Origin of the sequence: Burkholderia sp. AU4i, assembly GCF_000466765.1 — a bacterium.
In the GTDB taxonomy this organism is placed as follows: Bacteria; Pseudomonadota; Gammaproteobacteria; order Burkholderiales; family Burkholderiaceae; genus Burkholderia; species Burkholderia cepacia.
Window position 1 is genome coordinate 75,113 of record NZ_ASSI01000009.1, and the last position, 20,104, is coordinate 95,216.

Consider the following 20,104-nt stretch of genomic DNA (forward strand, 5'->3'; position numbering starts at 1 on the left):
CAGTATCAAGCGCCAGAATGACTTCCATACCGCAACCGTTCCACCCCTTTCAGGAGCACTTGATGAGCAACATTCCCGCATTCGGCCTCGGTACGTTCCGCCTGCAAGGCCAGGTGGTCATCGACTCGGTGCGTAACGGCCTCGAAGTGGGTTACCGCGCAATCGACACCGCGCAGATCTACGGCAACGAAGCCGAAGTCGGCGAAGCGATCGCCGCGTCGGGCGTGCGCCGCGAAGACCTGTTCCTCACGACGAAGATCTGGGTCGACAACTACGCACCGGAAAAGCTCGTCGCGAGCCTCGAGGAAAGCCTGCGCAAGCTGCGCACCGACTATGTCGACCTGACGCTGATCCACTGGCCGGCCCCGGGCAACGGCGTGTCGATCGACGCGTTCATGACCGCGCTGGCCGACGCGAAGGCGAAGGGCCTCACGCGCCAGATCGGCATCTCGAATTTCAACATCGAACTGACGAAGGAAGCGATCGCGGCCGTCGGCAAGGATGCGATCGCGACGAACCAGATCGAACTGAGCCCGTACCTGCAGAACCGCAAGCTCGTCGAGTTCCTGACCGCCGAAGGCATCCACGTGACGTCGTACATGACGCTCGCGTACGGCAAGGTGCTCGGCGACCCGGTGATCGGCGCGATCGCACAGCGTCACGACGCGACGCCGGCACAGGTCGCACTCGCGTGGGCGCTGCAGCTCGGCTACTCGGTGATTCCGTCGTCGACGAAGCGCGAGAACCTCGCGAGCAACCTGCTCGCGCAGACGCTGCGCCTGACCGACGAAGACATGGCGCAGATCGCCGCGCTGGAGCGCAACGGCCGCGAAGTCGACCCGGCCGGCCTCGCGCCGAAGTGGGACTAAACGCACCGCTCTCTCGATCGAATCGTCCGCGGCCAGCCGGCCGCGGCCCCGACAGGACACCATCATGACCCAGGACCCGCTTTTCCAACCGCTGCAATTCGGCGCGCTGACGCTGCCGAACCGCATCGTGATGCCGCCGATGACGCGTTCGCGCGCCAGCCAGCCCGGCGACGAAGCCAACGAACTGATGGCCGCGTATTACGCGCAGCGCGCGAGTGCGGGCCTGATCGTCAGCGAAGGCACCTACATCGCGCCGCTCGGCAAGGGCTACGCATGGACGCCCGGCATTCACACGCCGTCGCAGGTCGCCGGCTGGCGCAAGGTGACGGACGCCGTGCATGCCGCGCACGGCCGCATCTTCGCGCAGCTGTGGCACGTCGGCCGCCTGAGCCACACGAGCCTGCTCGGCGGCGCGCAACCCGTATCGTCGTCGCCGCTCCAGGCGAAGGGCGTGAACGTGTTCATCGCCGGTGAGGACGGCAGCACGCCGGGCTTCGTGCAGGCATCCGAGCCGCGCGCGCTGTCCGTCGACGAAATCCGCGAGATCGTCGACCAGTACCGCGCCGCCGCGCGCCACGCGATCGAAGCCGGCTTCGACGGCGTCGAGCTGCACGGCGCGAATGGCTACCTCGTCAACCAGTTCATCGATTCGAATGCGAACACGCGTACCGACCAATACGGCGGCTCGCTGGAGAACCGGCTGCGCTTCCTGCGTGAAGTCACGCAGGCGCTTATCGAAGGCACCGGCGACGCGTCGCGCGTCGGCATCCGCCTCGCGCCGCTGACCACGTTGAACGGCTGCGTCGACGACGATCCGGAAACGACCTACCTCGCCGCCGCGAAGCTGCTCGGCGAGCTCGGCGTCGGCTACCTGCACATCGCGGAAGCCGACTGGGACGACGCGCCGCTGATGCCGGTCGCATTCAAGCAGCAGCTGCGCGCCGCGTACCCGGGCGTGCTGATCTACGCCGGTGCGTACACCGCCGAGCGCGCACGCGAAGCGATCGCCGCCGGCTGGGCCGACCTCGTCGCGTTCGGCCGCCCGTTCGTCGCGAACCCCGACCTGCCCGAACGCCTGCGCACCGGCGCCGCGCTCGCGCAGCACGACCGCAACACGCTGTTCGGCGGCGGCGCCCAGGGCCTGACCGACTACCCGACGCTCGCGCAAGCCGCGGCGTAACGATTCATCGGAGTCCGGCATGAAAGCAACGCTCGCCCGGCTCGCGTTCGCCGCGATCCTGCCGTTCGCGGCGGCCCGGGCGGCGCACGCCGCGCCGGCCGCACCCGCGGCCGACCGGTATCCGTCCGTCCAGGGCGCGAACGACGCGTTCGGCGGCGACACCTGAGTGGGCGTCGGAGGTCTATCCGAATCCGCACACGCAGGATGAATTCCCGATCGACCAGTACATGCGCGCGAAGCGCGGCATCTGCAACCTGGAGCGGATCGACAGCCGCGCGCTGGTGCGCGACAAGGCGCGGGAATTCCCGTTCGTGCTCGGCCAGCCGCTGTACGTCGGCTCCACGCAGGTCAACATCAACCCGGTTGCGATCCGCCGATCGCCCCTCCGCCCCCCGACCATCGCGGCCGCTAGCGCCGCGATCGTCATTTCCGGGTTGCAGCCTGCGCCATCGGCGTCTAGTGTTGACGAGATCGACTTCACACGACCGTCACCCGACCTGAGAGGACGCTCCGCCATGCCCAGCCGTTCCCCGACACGCGACATGCTGTTGGCCCTCGCAGCCAGTCTCTATTGCGCGGCGTTCACCGCGCCCGCGCATGCCGACGAGGCCGCCGGCCTCGCGCCGCCCGAGCCGGCCACGCCGGTGCTGTCGACCACCGCGAGCGGCATGCAGGTCTATGCATGCGAATACGACGCCGGGCACCGGCTCGCGTGGGCATTCCAGTACCCCGAAGCACTGCTGTTCGATGCCGGCGGCACGCTCGTCGTCCGGCACGGCGCGGGCCCGTCGTGGGAGGCACTCGACGGCAGCCGCGTCACCGGCAAGAAGCTCGCGGAAGCGCCGGGCACACACCCGGGCAGCGTTCCTCAACTGCTGCTCGCGGCCACGCCGGCCGCAACCGGCACGCTTGCCGGCGTGCGCTTCGTGCAGCGGCTCGACACGGCGGGCGGCACGCCGCCGGCCACGACGTGCACGACCGAGCATGCGGTCGGACGCTTTCCTTACTTCGCGCGTTATGTGTTCCTGAAGTGAAGTGAGGTGACGTGACGTGAGGTAACGCCCGGCGCCGCCGGCACCGGGCATCTTCCCGCTTCCTGCCGCCACGCCGCCATTCATTCAGTTTTCCTGTCTTTCATGCGAACAAGCGTGGCAGCGTCGACACCCGCGTTACGTCCGTTCAGCGTATCCGCATCGACAACTCGACTTCGCCGTCGAACGGCACCGACAGATAGCCGTTTTCCGGCGCGCGCACGTACGCGAGGTAGTCGGGGCTGTATTCCGCGTTGTCGGCCACGACGAACGCCCCCGCCTCGAGGTGAGGTTCGACCAGCGCCAGAATCTCGGGATACAGCCCTTTCGCGCCGTCGAGCAGCAACAGGTCGACCGAATCCGGAAGATCGGCGGCCAGCGTGCGCAGCGCATCGCCTTCGCGAATCTCCACGAGATCGGCGAGCCCGGCCGCCGTCAGGTTCGCCCTCGCGCGCGCGACCTTCGACGGTTCGAACTCGCTCGTGACCAGCCGGCCACCGCCGTTGTCACGCAGCGCGGCCGCGAGATGCAGCGTCGAAATGCCGAACGACGTGCCGAATTCGACGATCGCCCGCGCGCCGCCGCTGCGCGCGAGCATGTACAGCAGCATGCCCGTCTCGCGCGACACGGGAAGCGGATAGTCCTTCAGGCGCGCATACAGATCGGTGTAGTCCGTCTTGCTGCGCATCAGCCGCGCCTGTTCGTCGCGCGACACGTCGGCAAAGGCCGGGCTCGTCGCGGGCGACGACGCCTCGGCTTCGTCGAACAGGCGCGCGAGCAGCGACGCCAGCGGGTCGTGAATCAGGGTGGTCATGCGGATCTCCAGTGTCAGGTTGAGTGCGTCAGTGCGCCCGACTAGAATATGACGAACTATTCAGGTTTTACTATTCGCATTGGCCAACCGCCCATGACCGACCGTCGAAATGCCCCGATTGCCACGCGCAAGCTGCCTCGGCAGGCGCGCTCGACCCGTCTCGTCGAAGACGTCCTCCAGGCTGCTGTTCAGGTTTTGGCGACCGAAGGCGCGCAGCGCTTCACGATGGCGCGCGTCGCCGAGCGCGCCGGCGTGAGTGTCGGCTCGCTGTACCAGTACTTCCCGAACAAGGCGTCGGTGCTGTTCCGGCTGCAGCACGACGAATGGCGGCAGACGTCCGACATGCTGTGCCGAATACTGCAGGACACGCAGAAGACGCCGCCCGAGCGACTGCGCACGGCCGTCCATGCGTTCATCCAGTCGGAATGCGACGAGGCGGGCATGCGCATCGCGCTCGACGACGCCGCACCGCTCTATCGCGACGCGCCCGAAGCACAGGAAGTGAGAGCCGAAGGCAACCGGGTCTTCAGCGCATTCATGCGCGAAGCGTTGCCCGGCGTGCCCGAGACCACGCATGCGCTCGCCTGCGAGCTGATCAAGACAACGCTCACGTCGGGCGGCAAGACGTTCTCCGAAACCGCGCGCACGCCGGCGGAAATCGACGCCTATTCGACCGCGATGGCCGACATGTTCTGCGCGTACCTCGCGCATCTCGCACGCGACTGACGCGACTGACGCGACTGACACGGCCGGCGCGATCGAAGCGACGAGGGCCGGAACGCGCGAGCGCAAGCCGCGTGCGGCACCGGTATCATCCGGGTGCCGCTTGTACACGGCCGCGCATCGCGTCGCGCGCCGCCGTTTTCATGCGCGTGCACCGCCTCGATGAAAGATATTCGTAATATTCAATGCCTCACCCGCTCCCGCCCTGCCCGTCGACCCTGCATTCAAATAGTCGCCTTAACGGATTCGAACTAGGCGTATACACGCGTGTCGTCGCGACGGAGCCCGGTTGCACGCCGATATAAGCGCTGCGACATGCGCTGCATGCACTTCCCCCGATGGGACGTGATCGGCCGCTCGCCTAACCTTCGCTACGGCAAAGCACACGTGACGGGGTCGACCACACCACGCGTCGTCCGACGCGACACCCTCGCGATCGTTTCGATTCGCACGTAACGACACGCATCACGCGTCATTCGTCCCCACGACGTTGCCGACAAATCCCAACTAGATACGAGACACCCTGACGACGGTTCGCTACGGGCCGTTTCAGCATGCTGATAAAGGAGCAAGCTCATGAGTGATACCCCGGTGCAGCCGACGGTCGACGTCGGCGCGGCAGAATCTGACTTTGGCACCCAGGGAGTCATCGACCGGTATTTCGGCATTTCGTCGCGCGGCAGCACGCAACGCACCGAGATCGTCGCCGGCGTCACCACCTTCCTCGCGATGGTCTATTCCGTGTTCGTCGTGCCCGGCATGTTCGGCAAGGCCGGCTTCGACACGAGCGCGGTGTTCGTCGCGGTCTGCCTCACGACCGCGTTCGGCTCGCTGCTGATGGGCCTGTGGGCGAAGCTGCCGATCGCGATCGGCTGCGCGATCTCGCTGACCGCGTTCACCGCGTTCGGCCTCGTGCTCGGCAAGGGGCTGCATCCGACGGTCGCGCTCGGCGCCGTGTTCCTGATGGGCCTCGTGTTCACCGGCATCTCGGTGACCGGCGTGCGCTCGTGGATCCTGCGCAACCTGCCCGCGGGCGTCGCGCACGGCACCGGGATCGGCATCGGCCTGTTCCTGCTGCTGATCGCGTCGAACGACGTCGGCCTCGTGATCAAGAACCCGGGCGCCGGCCTGCCGGTCTCGCTCGGCCAGATCACCGCCCTCCCGGTGATCATGTCCGTCGTCGGCCTCGCCGCGATCTTCGGCCTCGAGAAGCGTCGCGTGCCGGGCGGCATCCTGCTCGTCGTGATCGCGATCTCGATCTTCGGGCTGATCTTCGATCCCGCCGTGAAGTACCACGGCGTCTTCGCGCTGCCGTCGCTGAGCGCACCGGGCCATGCATCGCTGATCGGCGCGATGGACATCAAGGGCGCGCTGTCGATGGCCGTGCTGCCGAGCGTGCTGGCGCTGGTGATGACCGCCGTGTTCGACGCGACCGGCACGATCCGCGCGGTCGCGGGCCAGGCCGGCCAGCTCGACGAGAACGGCCGCATCATCAACGGCGGCCGCGCGCTGACCGCCGATTCGATCAGCTCGATCTTCTCCGGTTTCCTCGGCGGCGCGCCGGCGGCGGCCTACATCGAGTCGAGCGTCGGCGTGGCAGCCGGCGCGAAGACGGGCCTCGCGGCCGCCGTGGTCGGCCTGCTGTTCCTCGTCGTGATGTTCTTCTCGCCGCTCGCGGGCCTCGTGCCGTCGTACGCCACCGCACCCGCGCTGATGTACGTCGGCCTGCTGATGCTCGGCAGCGTGAGCAAGCTGCACATGGACGACATGGTCGACGCGATGTCGGGCCTCGTATGCGCGGTGTTCATCGTGCTGACCGCGAACATCGTGACGGGCATCATGCTCGGCTTCTCGACGCTCGTGATCGGCCGCATCGCCAGCGGCGAATTCCGCAAGCTGAACGTCGGCACCGTGCTGATCGCGGCCGTGCTCGTCACGTTCTATCTCGGCGGCTGGGCGATCTGACCGCGAGACATGCGCGACGTTGCCTGCAGAAGGGCGGCGCGCATCGGGACGACATCGTCTCCTCCACCATCGTCGTTGATGGTCTCCAGGCCTGGGAACGCAAGTTTCCAGGCTTTTTTTTGTGCGTGCAGTGCAGCACGATGCGCGGCGCGGCAACGGCGCGACGCAAATCCGCGCCCGGTGCTACGATCGCGCTTTGCCCCCTTCAGGAGCCGCGATGAACGCGCTCGGCATCGTCTCCGAATCGAGCACCCGGACCTCGGCGCGCAAGCCGCCGTTCATCCCGTCGTTCGGGTTCCACGAAGTGCATGAATCGCAGCCGATCGACGCGCCGCCCGCGCGCATCATCGACGCCGTCGCGTCGCTCGACATGCGTGCCGATCCCGTCATCGACGCACTGCTCATGGTGCGCGAATTCCCGGCCGCCGTCGCCGGCGCGCTCCGCAACGGGCCGGCCCGCCCCGAACACGCGCGCTTCGGCTTCGACTCGTTCACGCTGCTCCACCGCGACGACACATCGCTGTCGCTCGGCCTCGTCGGCCGCTTCTGGCGTCCCACGCCCGACGTCCGAACGATCGCCGACGCAACGGCCTTCGTGCGGCACGACGACCCGCGCGATGCGAAGCTGGTGCTCCGCTTCGAGGTCGTCGGGCTCGCATCGGGCGCGCACATGCTGCGCACGGAAACGTTCATCCACTGCCCGAGCGAGCGCACGCGCTGGCTGCTCACGCCGTACTGGCTCGCGATCCGGCTGGGAAGCGGCTGGATCCGGCGCCGTACGCTGGCGGCCGTCGAAACGGCACTCGTCAGAACGGCTTGATCACGACCAGCCCGACGACGATCGCCGTCGCGGCCACGACCGCGCCCGCCGCCTGACCGAGCCACGGTGTCGGCACGACGACCAGATCGTCGCGCTCCATGCGCCGCAGCGTGCCGGCCAGCACGCCGTGCAGCGCCGACAGCGCGACGACGACCGCAAGCTTCACCGACAGCCACGCCGCGCCGAACCAGTGCCCGTTGAGCGCGATCGCGACACCCGTGATCCAGACGATCGCGAGTGCAGGCGCCGTCACCATGCGATCCCAGCGCCGCACCGCGCGATGCACGGCGAGGTTCGCGATCCGGACACCGACGGACAGCATCAGCAGCCCGCCGACGAACGTGACGACGGCCGCCACGTGCACGGTCTTCATCATCAGGTAGATCATCGCGCGTGCCTCCGGCGCGCGATCCATCCCGCACTCGCCAGCCCCGCGAACGGCACGACGGCCGACAGCACGAGCCGCGCGACGTCGCCCCTGCTCCACAGCCCGCTCGATGCGGTGCCGACGACCGCCCACACGTACATCGCGAACGCGATGCCGTGGACCGGCCCCATGATCGATACCGCGACCGGATAACCGGCCAGATGCTTGAGCGGCACGGCGACGCACACCAGCACGACGAGTGTGGTCGCCTCCAGCAACGACAGGTACTGCAGGCTCCGCAACGCGTCGCGATCGTCTTGTTTCATCGGCGGGGCTCCAGGTTGATCCGCCGCGATTGTCGCGTGTGGTGCGGGTTCGAGCCATTGGCTAGAATGACATCTTTCAACGGATTCTGGCCAAACCCTCGAACGCCATGCATACGGTCGCCGTGCTCGCCTTGCCCGATGTCGTCCCGTTCGATCTGGGCGTCGCATGCGACACGTTCGCACGCGTGCGTGCGCCCGGTGTCGAACAGGCCTACCGCGTATGCGTGTGCAGCGAGCATCCGCGCGTCGCCGGCGACCTGTTCGAGCTGCGGCCCCCGTTTCGCCTCGATGCGCTCGCCGACGCCGATACGATCGTCGTCCCCGGCACGTCGGTGCCGCTCGCACCCACGTCACGCCGTGCGATTGCCGCCCTGCGCGAAGCGGCCGCGCGCGGGTGCCGGATCGCATCGATCTGCAGCGGCGCGTTCGTGCTCGCGGAAGCCGGGTTGCTCGACGGCCTGCGCGCGACGACGCACTGGCTCGCGGCCGCCGAACTCGCACGCCGCTATCCGGACGTCGACGTCGATCCGAACGTGCTGTTCGTCGACAACGGGCGCATCCTGACGTCGGCCGGCGCGGCGGCCGGCCTCGACCTGTGCCTGCACATGATCCAGGCCGACTATGGCGCGGCGGTTGCCGTCGACGCCGCACGCAGCGCGGTGGCGCCGCGCGTGCGCGAAGGCGGGCAGGCGCAGTTCATCGCGCCGGAATGGCCGGCCGCCACCGACGGGCTGCACGATCTGATGGACTGGCTCCAGGCGAACCTGCGCAAGCCGCTCACGCTCGACGAGATGGCCCGCAAGGCGTCGACGAGCGTGCGCACGCTGACGCGGCGCTTCCAGGAACAGACCGGCACGTCGCCGCGCCAATGGCTGCAGACTGCACGCGTCCGGCATGCGCAGCAGTTGCTGGAGGTCACGGAACTGTCGGTCGAGCATGTCGCGACGGAGGCCGGGTTCAGTTCGGTCACCGCGTTTCGCGAGCGGTTCGCGCGCATCGTCGGCACGTCGCCGCAGCGGTATCGTCGCGCGTTCCGCGCGCGCGCCGGCGCGTGACGTTCGCAACGTCACCGCCGCCTGCGCAACGGCACGCGATGTGTCGAGCCGGCGCGGCACCGCGTGCATGCAACCCTAGGGATCGCGACCGAAAACCGCCGCCCCGCCTCGTTCGCCACACTGTCGCGCCAACCGGACCCGATCGATGACCCGCATCCGCAATCCCCTGAACATCGCGCAGCTCCAGGCGTTCGTCTCCGCCGCACATCACAAGAGCCTGCGCGCCGCGGCGCGCGAACTCGGCGTCACGCAGCCCGCGATCACGCATACGATCCGCGAGCTCGAAACGGCGCTCAACGCGGAACTGCTCGCGCGCAGCGTCCGCGGCGTCGAGCTGACCGCATGCGGCCATGCGCTGCTGCCGCGCGCCGAGCAACTGCTCGGCGATATCCGCCGCACGGTCGAGGCCGTCGAACAGGTGAAGGGCGAGATGTCCGGCCGGGTCGCGGTCGGCACGATGCCGTCGATCGCGCTGACCGCGCTGCCGCGCGCGGTGACGGCATTTCGCCGGTCGATGCCGGACGTGAGCCTGCATCTCGAGGAAGTGACGGTGCCCGACGCGCTCGCGCAGTTGCGCAACGGCACGCTCGACATCGCTGCGATGCACCACGTGCCCGCGCTCGATCGCGATTTCACGCAGTTGCCGCTGCTGTCCACCGAGTTCACCGTCGTGATGCGCGAAGGCCACCCGCTCGCGCACGCGCGCCGGTTAGAGGAATTGCTCGATGCCGAGTGGATCGTCACCGTCGGCGCCGAGCAGTTTCCGCACAGCGTGATGGTCGGGATGTTCCAGGCGCACGGGCTGCCGCTGCCGAAGCGGCTCTTGCGCTCGCCGATGTCGTTCGCGGTGACGCTCGGGCTCGTCGCGCGCTCGGACGTGATCGGCTGCTTCACGCGCCCGCTCGCCGCGACGGTCGCGCCGCTCGGCATCCGCACGGCCGAACTCGACGAGCGCATGCCGCGCTTCGACCTGTCGATCATCGCGCGGCGCGACCTGCTGCCCACGCCCGCCGTCACGCAATTCGTCACGTGCCTGCAGCGTGCGGTCAACGAAACGCTCGGCTGAATCGTTCCTGTGTCTGAAACGGCGGCGCACGCAACGCGCCGCCGCCGGGCCCGGTATCGGGGCTTGTCCTAGGCGCCCTGCCGGTATTTTGTCTTGATAATCTTGCGCACGTCGCGCGCCCGCATCGGGTGGGCGAAACGGACAGCCTGCCGCGAAGCCGCGGCCGGCCGAAGGCTTACGGCGCGGCACAACCGCGCACCCATCGAACAAAACGAGGAGTCACCTGGTGAAAAAGATTCTTGCGGCTGTGACCGTTGCCCTGCTCGCCGTATCGGCCGGCAGCGCGTATGCGAAGGACTGGTCGACCGTGCGGTTCGGCGTCGACGCAAGCTACCCGCCTTTCGAATCGAAAGGCGCTGACGGCAAGGTTGTGGGTTTCGACGTCGATCTCGGCAACGAAATCTGCCGCCGCATGAACGCGAAGTGCGTGTGGATCGAAAACGACTTCGACGGGATGATTCCGGCACTGAAGGCCCGCAAGTTCGACGGCGTGCTGTCGTCGATGTCGATGACGCCGGCGCGTCAGGAACAGATCGCCTTCTCGGCGAAGCTGTTCAACACGCCGACGCGCCTCGTCACGAAGAAGGGCGCCGGCCTGATGCCGACGGCCGAATCGCTGAAGGGCAAGTCGGTCGGCGTCGAGCAGGGCACGATCCAGGAAACCTATGCGAAGACGTACTGGGCAGCGAAGGGCGTGAACGTCGTGCCCTACCAGAACCAGGACCAGGTCTACGCCGACCTGATCTCGGGCCGTCTGGACGGCGCGCTGCAGGACGCGGTGCAGGCTGAGATCGGCTTCCTGAAGACGCCGCGCGGCGCGAACTTCGACTTCGCCGGCAAGGATCTCGACGATCCGAAGACGCTCGGCAACGGCGCCGGTATCGGCCTGCGCAAGGAAGACACCGACCTGAAGACGAAGATCGACGGCGCGATCGCCGGCATGCGCAAGGACGGCACGTACGACAAGATCGCGAAGAAGTACTTCGATTTCGACGTCTACGGCAAGTAATCCGCCACGCAAGCGCACGCTTCGCTTCGGCACGAACGGGCTCCGCAAGGAGCCCGTTTTTTTGCGCACGCGGTACCGGCAGCGTTATTTTTTCCGCACCAACCTGATGATTCACAACGAAAATCGGCGCGTTCTGGCGCCGGTTTGATGGGGGCGAGGAAGGCAACGTACAATCGATCTTCCACGCACACCGGATCATTCGCGGCTGCGCCGCACTCCCCCATCATGCAAACGCAGACCCATCCGCTGATTTCCCCCGCCGTCGGTACCGAACGCCAGATCACGAGCTTTCACTACGGCCCGCGCGGCGGCAAGAAGGTCTACATCCAGTCGTCGCTGCACGCGGACGAGCTGCCCGGCATGCTGGTCGCCACGCTGCTGCGCCGCAAGATCGCCGCGCTCGAAACGGCCGGCAAGCTGCGCGGCGAAGTCGTCATCGTGCCCGTGCCGAACCCGATCGGCCTGTCGCAGCACGTGTTCGGCGATCACCTCGGCCGCTTCGAGCTCGGCTCGATGCAGAACTTCAACCGCAATTTCCACGATCTCGCGGCGCTCGTGCTGCCGCACGTCGAAAGCCGCCTCACGAACGACGCGCAGCGCAATCTCGTCGCCGTGCGCACCGCGATGCGCGAAGCGCTCGACGAACAGAAGCCGCGCACCGAACTCGACTCGCAGCGCCTCGCGCTGCAGAAGCTGTCGTTCGACGCCGATATCGTGCTCGACCTGCACTGCGACAACGATGCGGTGATGCACCTTTACACGAACCCCGATCTGTGGGCGGATGTCGAGCCGCTGGCGCGCTATCTCGATGCACAGGCGTCGCTGCTCGCGCTGAATTCGGTCGGCAACCCGTTCGACGAAATCCACAGCTTCTGCTGGTCGGACCTGCGCAACCGCTTCGGCGACCGCTTCCCGATCCCGAACGGCGCGATTTCCGTCACGGTCGAACTGCGCAGCGAACGCGACGTGTCGTACGAATTCGCCGAAAAGGACGCACAGGCGATCGTCGAATACCTGACCGAGCGCGGTGTCGTCGAAGGCACGCCGGCGCCGCTGCCGCCGCTCGCGCATCCGGCCACGCCGCTCGCGGGCACCGATCCGCTCGTCGCGCCCGTGTCGGGCGTGATCGTGTTCCGCACGCCGGTCGGCGCGATGATCGAGGCCGGCCAGGCCGTGGCCGACATCGTCGATCCGCTGACCGATCGTGTCGTCACGCTGAAGAGCAGCGTGTCGGGCGTGCTGTACGCGCGCCAGGTCGTGCGCTTCGCGACGGCCGGCATGGAAGTCGCGCGGATCGCCGGCGCGACCGCGATCCGCACGGGTTCGCTGCTGTCGGCCTGAGCGGCCGGCCCGCGCGCCGGGTCACGGCGCGTATCGGGCATCCCCCGGCGCTCACCCGCGCGCACCAACGAAATCGCCCGCTTGCGCGGGCGATCTGCTTTCCGGAATACCCGGCGCTCCATCCGGCCGGGCGATGGCACGCGTGGGCGTTCAGAACGCCGGCACGATCGCGCCGCCGAACTTCTGGTCGATGAACTTGCGCACGTCGTCCGATTCATAGGCCGCGACGAGTTTCTTCACCCACGGCTTGTCCTTGTCCTGCGCGCGCACGGCGATCAGGTTCGCGTACGGCCCGCGCAGGTCCTCGATCGCGATCGCATCCTTCACCGGCGTGAGCCCGGCCTTCACCGCGTAGTCGGTGTTGATCGACGCGGCATCGACGTCGGGCAGCGCGCGCGGCAGCTGCGCGGAGTCGAGTTCGACGATCTTGATCTTCTTCGGGTTCTCGGCGACGTCGAGCGGCGTCGCGTTCACGCCGTTGGCGCCGACGCCCGGCTTCAGCTTGATCACGCCGTATTTCTGCAGCAGCAGCAGCGCGCGGTTGCCGTTCGACGGATCGTTCTGGATCCCGACCTTCGCGCCCACCGGCAAGTCCTTCAGCGACTTGATCTTCTTCGAATAGAAACCCATCGGCGCGGTGTAGGTGAGCCCGACGTTGACGATCTTGTAGCCGCGCTGCTTGATCTGGCTGTCGAGGAACGGCTGGTGCTGGAAGCCGTTCGCGTCCAGGTCGCCGGCATCGAGCGCCGCGTTCGGCTGCACGTAGTCGTTGAATTCGATGACCTTGATCGCGAGGCCTTCGCGTGCGGCGACCTTCGTCACCTCGGTCCAGATCTGCGCGTCGGGGCCGCTCATCGTGCCGATCTTCAGCGTTTGCGAGTCGGCGTGCGCGCCGGGCGCCGCGAATGCCAGTGCGGCTGCGAGCGCGCCGAGGCCGGTCAGGAATGAACGTCGCATGGTGTCCTCTTGTCCCGTGTCGTTTGTTGGAAGACGGATCGTGGCACGGGGCCGGAACGCCACCAACCAAGCTTATTTCATGTGCATATTCCGGGGCCGGATCGATTCTCAGCCGAATTCGGTATAACCCCCGACTGTACAAGCGGGCAGAATTCAGTGTCGCATCGGCGCCACACATTCTTCATATGACAGTCGCTGTCATATTCATTACGTGGCCCCTCGATAAAGTTGCCGCCGGTCCGTGAAAGCGCCCATAGAGAGCGCCGGAACCGCAACTGGACACGCCATTTATTCGCTCGGAGAATCCTTTGAACAAGAAACTGTTGACCATCGCCGTCCTGGCAGCAACGGCCGGCACGGCGCACGCACAAAGCAGCGTGACGCTGTACGGCGTCATCGATGCCGGTATCAGCTACGTGAACCACAGCAAGACCGCCAACGGCGGCTCGGGCAAGCTGTTCAAGTATGACGACGGCGTTGCCCAGGGCAGCCGTTGGGGCCTGCGCGGCACCGAAGACCTCGGCGGTGGCCTGAAGGCGATCTTCGTGCTCGAAAACGGCTTCAACAGCGGTAACGGCACGATCGGCCAGGGCGGCGCGATCTTCGGCCGCCAGGCTTACGTCGGCCTGAGCCAGTCGCAATACGGCACGGTCACGTTCGGCCGCCAGTACTCGTTCTCGACCGACATCCTCGGCTCGAACTACTCGACGGGCGGCAACACGGTCGCGGGCAACTACGCGTACCACGTGAACGACATCGACCAGCTCACGTCGAGCCGCATCAACAACGCCGTGAAGTTCCAGAGCGCGAACTACTCGGGCTTCACGTTCGGCGCGTTGTACGGCTTCTCGAACTCGACGGACTTCGCCGGCGCACCGGCAACGACGTCGGGCACGACGACGACGGCAGGCTCGTCGCGCGCATACAGCTTCGGCCTGAACTACGCGAACGGCCCGTTCTCGCTCGGCGCCGCGTACACGGACATCCGCTTCCCGAGCCAGTCGACGCCGGCATTCTCGACGACGATCGCGAACCTGAGCACGGGCAACGTCCGCGACCTGCGCACCTACGGTGTGGGCGGCCGCTACGTCTGGGGCCCGGCAACGGCATGGCTGCTGTGGACGCGTACGCAGTTCTCGACCGTCTCGGGCGCGGGCGGCACGTTCTACAACGCGTATGAAGCAGGTGCGAAGTACGCGTTCACGCCGGCTCTGTCGGGCGGCCTCGGCTACACGTACACGAACGCGACGCAGAACGGCAACTCGTGGCACTGGAACCAGGTCAACGGTATCGCCGACTACGCACTCAGCAAGCGTACCGACGTGTACGGCCTGGTCGTGTACCAGCAGGCATCGGGCAAGGGCGTGCAAGCGCAGATCGGCTCGAGCACGAGCTACTTCAACACGTCGGGCACGGGTTCGAAGAACCAGATCGCCGCACGTATCGGTATCCGTCACAAGTTCTAAAGCATCCGCTTAACTCGCGGATCACGACGGCAAGAAGCGCCCCGCTCCACGCGGGGCGCTTTTTTATGGGCTTTTAAGTTTCGCTTAATTCTGGGCTGAGAGGATGCTCTCACCCCCCCTGTTGGCCGCCTGAACATCGGCGGCTTTTTTTTTGAACCGCCGACGGCGCCGCCATCGATTGCCCACAAGACAGGATCGGAGGCCATGATGATCGAAGATACCGTTTTCAGCCATCTGCACGCGATTCTGACGTGCCAACACTCGATGCCGGTCCAGAGCTGCCGCGTATCGGTCGAAATGCAGCGCCCGTGGGGGCGGCCGTATCGTCTCGTCGAATGGACGATGCATCTCGACGCACCCGCGCGGCGCCAGATCGTGCCGGCCGAATCGACCGACGAAGAGATCGCCGAGGTCGTCGCGTCGCACGTGCCGGGCCGGCTTTACGGCGACGGCCGGCTGCAGTTCTGAACGCCGTCCCGTTCCACCCGCTGCCTGTCTTTCGAGCGCGCCGCACGCATCGTGCGGCAGTCGGTCTCGTTTGATGCGGCAATGAAACCTGCTACGCTGCGCGTTTTCGTCCACGCAACACATGATGGAAAACGCATTCAACGAACGCGGCGTGATGATCACGCGCAACGGCCTGTCGGCCGCGGGGCAGGTATTCGCGCTGCGTGACATCCGCCACGTCGATGTCGTCAAGATTCCGAAAAACCGCCTCGTGCCGTCGCTGATCTCGCTGATCGGCGCGGCCGCCGCCGTGGCGGGCGGCATCGCCGGATCGAGCGCCGCGCTCGTCGTCGGCGTGATGCTCGCCGTCGTCGGTTATCTCGCGTGGACCACGCAGGACGTCACGTATCGCCTGATGGTCGAGATGCCCGACGGCAAGCGCGAAGCGCTGTCGAGCGTCGACGTCGAGTTCGTCGAACGCGTTGCGCAGGTCGTGCGCGATGCGCAGGCCGCAACGACGGCCGGCTGATTCCGTTCGCATCCCTGCACGCTTCGATCCGTGGTGCCCGGCCGCGCGCGGCGCGTTTCGCGTCGCGCAACGGCGCCCTCGATTGCCCCCGTCGAATCGCATTCCACCACCGCCTCGCCTGCGCTGCGTACGCCGACCGCCTAGTATGGAAAGAGCGGCTCGTCGCCGCATCGTCCGAGGAGGCCAGCATGAACGTCCAGACGCTGTCCGGCACGCTTCGCGCGCAGGAACTGCTGATCGTGTCGATGATCCGCGCGCTTCCCCCTGACGCACGCCGTGCGCTCGTCGACCTCTACACCGAACAGATCGCGTTCGCCGAACAGGCCGGCCTCGAAGGCCACGGCGATCGCGCGACGCACGATGCGTTCATCACGCATGCGCGCAACCTGCTGATCCGCATCGAAGCACTCGCCTAGGGCCTGTTCACGCTCGTGACAGGCTTGCGCCGGGGCCCGCGCTTCTCCCGTATTTCCCGCCACGGCAGGCCCGAGCCGCGCAGGTGAGCGCTCACCCACGCGTGCCGCCTTTCGTTCTTGTATTGATAATAATTCTCATTTACACTGGCAAAATTATCAGTTGCCTTTCAATTCGCCGCCCGCCGCATTCCGTGCGCGGGCGGGCCAGCCAGGTGAACGCGTCACCCAGCCAGCCTTCGGGCTTGTTTTCGTCAATGGGAGACCACCTGTGCATTGCTATACGCTGGCGCGGCGGCCGATCTGTGCCGCGCTGTTCGGCGCGTTCGGCCTGTCCGCCGCCCCGGCTCACGCCGATTCGTCGCCACAAGGCGCCACCCCGCCTTCCACCCTGCTCGTTGCCGCGTCCACGCGCGGCGATGCGGCGCTGCTCGATCCTGTCACCGTCACGGCCAACCGCACCGCAACGGCCACGAGCCGCACGGCTGCGTCCGTCTCGGTGATCACCGACGAGGATCTGGAGGAACAGCAGGCCACCAACATCAAGGATGCATTGCGCTACGAGCCGGGCATCACGGTGCGCCGCACCGCGTACCGGCCCGGCACCGCCGCGCTCGGCGGCGGCCGCGACGGCGATTCGAGCATCAACATCCGCGGCCTCGAAGGCAATCGCGTGCTGCTGATGGAAGACGGCATCCGCCTGCCGAACGCGTTTTCATTCGGCCCGCTCGAAGCGGGGCGCGGCGACTACGCCGATCTCGACACGCTCAAGCGCATCGAGATCCTGCGCGGGCCGGCGTCGGCGCTCTACGGCAGCGACGGCCTGACCGGCGCGGTGAACTTCATCACGAAGGATCCGCGCGACCTGCTGTCGATCTACAACAAGCCCACCTACTTCTCGTTCCGGCCGAGCTACGACTCGGCCGACCGCAGCATCGGTGCGACCGTGTCGGCCGCGGGCGGCAACGATCGCGTCCAGGGAATGATCATCGCCGACGGGCGGCGCGGCCACGAGGTCGACACGCGCGGCAGCAACAACTCGGCGAGCACGCTGCGCACCACGTCGAATCCGCAGGACGTCTATTCGGAATCGCTGCTCGGCAAGCTCGTACTGACGCCCACCGCGCGCGACACGTTCAAGCTCACCGCCGAAACGGTGCAGCGGCGCGTGAGCACCGACGTGCTGTCCGCGATCAATCCGCCGACCACGCTCGGCCTCACGACGAACGACCGGCTCGAACGCAACCGCTTCAGCGTCGGCTACGATTTCCGCGACGATGCGTTCCGCTGGTTCCAGACCGCGCACGTGCAGTTCTACTACCAGGACGCGAAGCAGGACCAGTACGCGTTCGAGACGCGCGGCGCGCCGCTGAAATCGCGTTCGCGCGACAACCAGTACAAGGAACGCACGTTCGGCGGCTCGGCGTTCGCCGAAAGCGGCTTCGCGACCGGGCCGTTCGCGCACAAGCTGCTGTATGGCGTCGACGGCAGCGTGTCGCGCGTGACCAACCTGCGCGACGGCACGGTGCCGGGCGTCGGCGAAGCGTTCCCGAACAAGGCGTTTCCCGACACCGACTACACGCTGTTCGGTGCGTTCCTGCAGGACCAGATCGGCTACGGCCGCCTGCTCGTCACGCCGGGCCTGCGCTTCGACACGTACCGGCTGAGCCCGACCGCAAACGATCCGCTGTTCACCGGCAAGGCCGTGTCGACCAGCGCGAACGAACTGTCGCCGCGCGTCGCCGTGCTCTACGAGATCACACCGGCGGTCATTCCGTACGTGCAGTACGCGCACGGCTTCCGCGCACCGACACCCGACCAGGTGAACAGCAGTTTCTCGAACCCGGTGTACGGCTACACGTCGATCGGCAATCCGAACCTGAAGCCCGAGACGAGCGATACCTTCGAAGCCGGGCTGCGCGGCAAGGCCGGCACCGGCTACGGCGTCGTGCGCTACAGCGCGGCCGCGTTCACGGGCCGCTACCGCAACTTCATCTCGCGCACGACGATCGCCGGCAGCGGCCGGCCGGCCGACCCATCCGTGTTCCAGTACGTGAACTTCGCCGACGCGCGCATCCACGGCCTCGAAGGCCGCGCCGAATGGGTGATGCCGAACGGCATCACGCTGAAGACGGCGATGGCGTTCACGAAGGGCTCGACGCAGAACGACGGCGCGGCGAGCCAGCCGCTCAACACCGTCAACCCGTTCTCCGCCGTGTTCGGCGTGCGCTACGAACCGACCGAACGCTGGTTCGTGCAGACCGACCTGCTGTTCCAGGCCGCGAAACGCGACAAGGACATCGACAAGTCCGACTGTTCGAACAAGACGTGTTTCTCGCCGCCGTCGTCGTTCGTCGTCGACCTGCGCGGCGGCTACCGCTTCAACAAGCACGTGAGCGCGACGGTCGGCATCCGCAACCTGTTCGACCGCAAGTACTGGAACTGGTCGGACGTGCGCGGCATCGCGGCCGATTCGCAGGTGCTCGACGCGTATACGTCGCCCGGCCGCACGGTCGCCGTCAGCATGAAAGTGGATTTCTGATGCGCGCCGCCCGCGCAGCCACCCCAACCGTTACTTGAAGGAGTCCGACATGATGCAATCCGCCCTTCCCGGTCAACCGGCCACGCCGGCCCGCGCGGCCGCCGCGCTGCGCGACGCGTTCGTGAAGCTCAAGACCGAGCGCCAGCTGCGCAACCGCGACGTCGCGCAGGCGCTCGGCGTCAGCGAAGGCGAGGCGCTCGCCGCGTTCGTCGGCGAGCACGTCGTGCGGCTCGACGCGCGCTTTCCGGCGATGTTCGAGGAAATGCCGCGCCTCGGCCGCGTGATGGCGCTCACGCGCAACGATACGGCCGTCCACGAGAAGGACGGCGAATATGCGCAGATGAGCCATGACGGGCCCGTCGGCCTCGCGCTCGGCGATATCGACCTGCGCATCTTCTATCGTCACTGGGTGTCGGCGTTCGCGGTGCGCGACGAGACCGCGCACGGCCCGCTGAAGAGCCTGCAGTTCTTCGACGCGCAGGGACATGCGATTCACAAGGTCTACCTGCGCGCGCACAGCGACCACGCCGCGTACGACGCGTTCGTCGAGCGCTGGCGCGCGCCGTCGCAGGAGCCGGGACTCGAGGTCGCGGCCGCCGCGCCGAAAAAGCCCGAACGCGCCGACACCGAGATCGACGTCGCGGGTTTTCGCGCCGCGTGGGACGCGATGACCGACACGCACCAGTTCTTCGGCATCACGCAGCGCTTCGGCGTGAGCCGCATGCAGGCGCTGCGCCTCGCCGATCCGCACTACGCGTATCCGGTCGAAACCGCGCATGCGCTGCGCCACGTGCTCGAACAGGCCGCCCAGAGCGGGCAGCCGATCATGGTATTCGTCGGCAACGCGGGGATGATCCAGATTCATACGGGCCCGGTCGCGAACGTGCGCGAGGTCGGCGCGTGGATCAACGTGCTCGACCCGGGCTTCAACCTGCACGTGCGCGAGGACCTGATCGCCGCCGCGTGGGTCGTGAAGAAGCCGACGAGCGACGGCATCGTCACGTCGCTCGAGCTGTTCGACCGGCAGGGCGACCACGTCGCACTGCTGTTCGGCGAGCGCAAGCCCGGCAAGGTCGAACGCGACGACTGGCGCGCGCTCGTCGCGACGCTGCCGGCCGCGGCACGCGGAGGCGCGCGGTGAGCGCGCGACCGTTCGATCCGCGCCGCCGCGCGATGCTGGCGGG

Annotated in this window: 21 protein-coding genes and 1 pseudogene; 18 read left to right on the forward strand and 4 right to left on the reverse strand. The window is 67.2% G+C overall.

Going from position 1 to position 20,104, the window contains the following annotated elements:
- Positions 1–62: 62 nt before the first annotated feature.
- The 5 genes and pseudogenes from dkgB to L810_RS00935 all read left to right on the forward strand — a co-directional run bounded on the left by dkgB (position 63) and on the right by L810_RS00935 (position 3,083).
- Positions 63–869: a 2,5-didehydrogluconate reductase DkgB gene (gene dkgB / locus L810_RS00925; protein WP_021156460.1), complete on the forward strand. Its 807-nt coding sequence runs from the start codon at positions 63–65 to the stop codon at positions 867–869.
- 64 nt (positions 870–933) lie between these two features.
- The gene (locus tag L810_RS00930; RefSeq protein ID WP_021156461.1) at positions 934–2,049 is read left to right on the forward strand and encodes an alkene reductase; all 1,116 of its coding nucleotides are present in this window, start codon (positions 934–936) and stop codon (positions 2,047–2,049) included.
- A gap of 19 nt (positions 2,050–2,068) precedes the next feature.
- Positions 2,069–2,215, forward strand: a complete 147-nt coding sequence (locus L810_RS48665; protein ID WP_021156462.1) for a hypothetical protein — start codon at positions 2,069–2,071, stop codon at positions 2,213–2,215.
- 1 nt (position 2,216) lies between these two features.
- Positions 2,217–2,423: pseudogene (locus tag L810_RS49575) on the forward strand (cyclase family protein); the annotation flags it as partial.
- A gap of 141 nt (positions 2,424–2,564) precedes the next feature.
- The gene (locus L810_RS00935; protein WP_042972736.1) at positions 2,565–3,083 is read left to right on the forward strand and encodes a DUF3455 domain-containing protein; all 519 of its coding nucleotides are present in this window, start codon (positions 2,565–2,567) and stop codon (positions 3,081–3,083) included.
- A 145-nt stretch (positions 3,084–3,228) separates the two neighbouring features.
- Here the strand turns inward: L810_RS00935 and L810_RS00940 are convergent, their stop codons facing one another.
- Positions 3,229–3,894 (reverse strand): O-methyltransferase, encoded by a 666-nt coding sequence (locus L810_RS00940; protein WP_021156464.1) that lies wholly within the window; start codon positions 3,892–3,894, stop codon positions 3,229–3,231.
- Between the two features lie 48 nt (positions 3,895–3,942).
- Here L810_RS00940 and L810_RS00945 point away from each other — a divergent pair, with 48 nt between their 5' ends.
- The 3 genes from L810_RS00945 to L810_RS00955 all read left to right on the forward strand — a co-directional run bounded on the left by L810_RS00945 (position 3,943) and on the right by L810_RS00955 (position 7,402).
- A complete protein-coding gene (locus L810_RS00945) occupies positions 3,943–4,620 on the forward strand; it encodes a TetR family transcriptional regulator (RefSeq protein ID WP_021156465.1) in 678 nt (225 codons plus the stop codon).
- Between the two features lie 573 nt (positions 4,621–5,193).
- A complete protein-coding gene (locus L810_RS00950) occupies positions 5,194–6,582 on the forward strand; it encodes an NCS2 family permease (RefSeq protein WP_021156467.1) in 1,389 nt (462 codons plus the stop codon).
- Positions 6,583–6,799: 217 nt separating this feature from the next.
- The gene (locus L810_RS00955; protein WP_021156468.1) at positions 6,800–7,402 is read left to right on the forward strand and encodes a hypothetical protein; all 603 of its coding nucleotides are present in this window, start codon (positions 6,800–6,802) and stop codon (positions 7,400–7,402) included.
- Here the strand turns inward: L810_RS00955 and L810_RS00960 are convergent.
- Together L810_RS00960 and L810_RS00965 are read right to left on the reverse strand one after the other, a co-directional pair.
- Positions 7,389–7,790, reverse strand: a complete 402-nt coding sequence (locus L810_RS00960; RefSeq protein WP_021156469.1) for a CopD family protein — start codon at positions 7,788–7,790, stop codon at positions 7,389–7,391. The genes L810_RS00955 and L810_RS00960 overlap by 14 nt on opposite strands.
- A complete protein-coding gene (locus L810_RS00965; protein ID WP_021156470.1) occupies positions 7,787–8,095 on the reverse strand; it encodes a DUF3817 domain-containing protein in 309 nt (102 codons plus the stop codon). The genes L810_RS00960 and L810_RS00965 overlap by 4 nt, the downstream gene beginning before the upstream one ends.
- A 107-nt stretch (positions 8,096–8,202) precedes the next feature.
- On the opposite strand from L810_RS00965, the gene L810_RS00970 reads away from it, so the two are divergent.
- The 4 genes from L810_RS00970 (at position 8,203) to L810_RS00985 (ending at position 12,566) form a co-directional block, all read left to right on the forward strand.
- Positions 8,203–9,150, forward strand: coding sequence for a GlxA family transcriptional regulator (locus L810_RS00970; RefSeq protein ID WP_021156471.1), 948 nt, complete (start codon positions 8,203–8,205; stop codon positions 9,148–9,150).
- Between the two features lie 145 nt (positions 9,151–9,295).
- On the forward strand, positions 9,296–10,216 hold the full coding sequence (locus tag L810_RS00975; RefSeq protein WP_021156472.1) for a LysR family transcriptional regulator: 921 nt from the start codon (positions 9,296–9,298) through the stop codon (positions 10,214–10,216).
- A 226-nt stretch (positions 10,217–10,442) separates the two neighbouring features.
- Positions 10,443–11,225 carry an ABC transporter substrate-binding protein gene (locus L810_RS00980; protein WP_021156473.1) on the forward strand — a complete coding sequence of 261 codons (783 nt, stop codon included), beginning with the start codon at positions 10,443–10,445 and terminating at the stop codon, positions 11,223–11,225.
- A 225-nt stretch (positions 11,226–11,450) separates the two neighbouring features.
- A complete protein-coding gene (locus L810_RS00985) occupies positions 11,451–12,566 on the forward strand; it encodes a succinylglutamate desuccinylase/aspartoacylase family protein (protein ID WP_021156474.1) in 1,116 nt (371 codons plus the stop codon).
- 150 nt (positions 12,567–12,716) lie between these two features.
- Here L810_RS00985 and L810_RS00990 read toward each other — a convergent pair whose 3' ends face one another.
- Positions 12,717–13,523, reverse strand: coding sequence for a MetQ/NlpA family ABC transporter substrate-binding protein (locus tag L810_RS00990; protein WP_021156475.1), 807 nt, complete (start codon positions 13,521–13,523; stop codon positions 12,717–12,719).
- A gap of 308 nt (positions 13,524–13,831) precedes the next feature.
- Here L810_RS00990 and L810_RS00995 point away from each other — a divergent pair, with 308 nt between their 5' ends.
- The 6 genes from L810_RS00995 to L810_RS01020 all read left to right on the forward strand — a co-directional run bounded on the left by L810_RS00995 (position 13,832) and on the right by L810_RS01020 (position 20,061).
- Entirely contained in the window at positions 13,832–14,989 is a 1,158-nt protein-coding gene (locus L810_RS00995) for a porin (RefSeq protein ID WP_021156477.1), read from the forward strand.
- A 207-nt stretch (positions 14,990–15,196) separates the two neighbouring features.
- A complete protein-coding gene (locus L810_RS01000; protein WP_011353838.1) occupies positions 15,197–15,457 on the forward strand; it encodes a DUF2866 domain-containing protein in 261 nt (86 codons plus the stop codon).
- 124 nt (positions 15,458–15,581) lie between these two features.
- Complete coding sequence (locus tag L810_RS01005; protein ID WP_042972737.1) at positions 15,582–15,965, forward strand: DUF6232 family protein; 384 nt, start codon at positions 15,582–15,584, stop codon at positions 15,963–15,965.
- 188 nt (positions 15,966–16,153) lie between these two features.
- The gene (locus tag L810_RS01010; protein WP_021156479.1) at positions 16,154–16,381 is read left to right on the forward strand and encodes a hypothetical protein; all 228 of its coding nucleotides are present in this window, start codon (positions 16,154–16,156) and stop codon (positions 16,379–16,381) included.
- A gap of 268 nt (positions 16,382–16,649) precedes the next feature.
- Entirely contained in the window at positions 16,650–18,920 is a 2,271-nt protein-coding gene (locus tag L810_RS01015; protein WP_021156480.1) for a TonB-dependent hemoglobin/transferrin/lactoferrin family receptor, read from the forward strand.
- A 49-nt stretch (positions 18,921–18,969) separates the two neighbouring features.
- Positions 18,970–20,061, forward strand: a complete 1,092-nt coding sequence (locus L810_RS01020) for a hemin-degrading factor (RefSeq protein WP_021156481.1) — start codon at positions 18,970–18,972, stop codon at positions 20,059–20,061.
- The last annotated feature ends 43 nt before the right edge of the window (positions 20,062–20,104 follow it).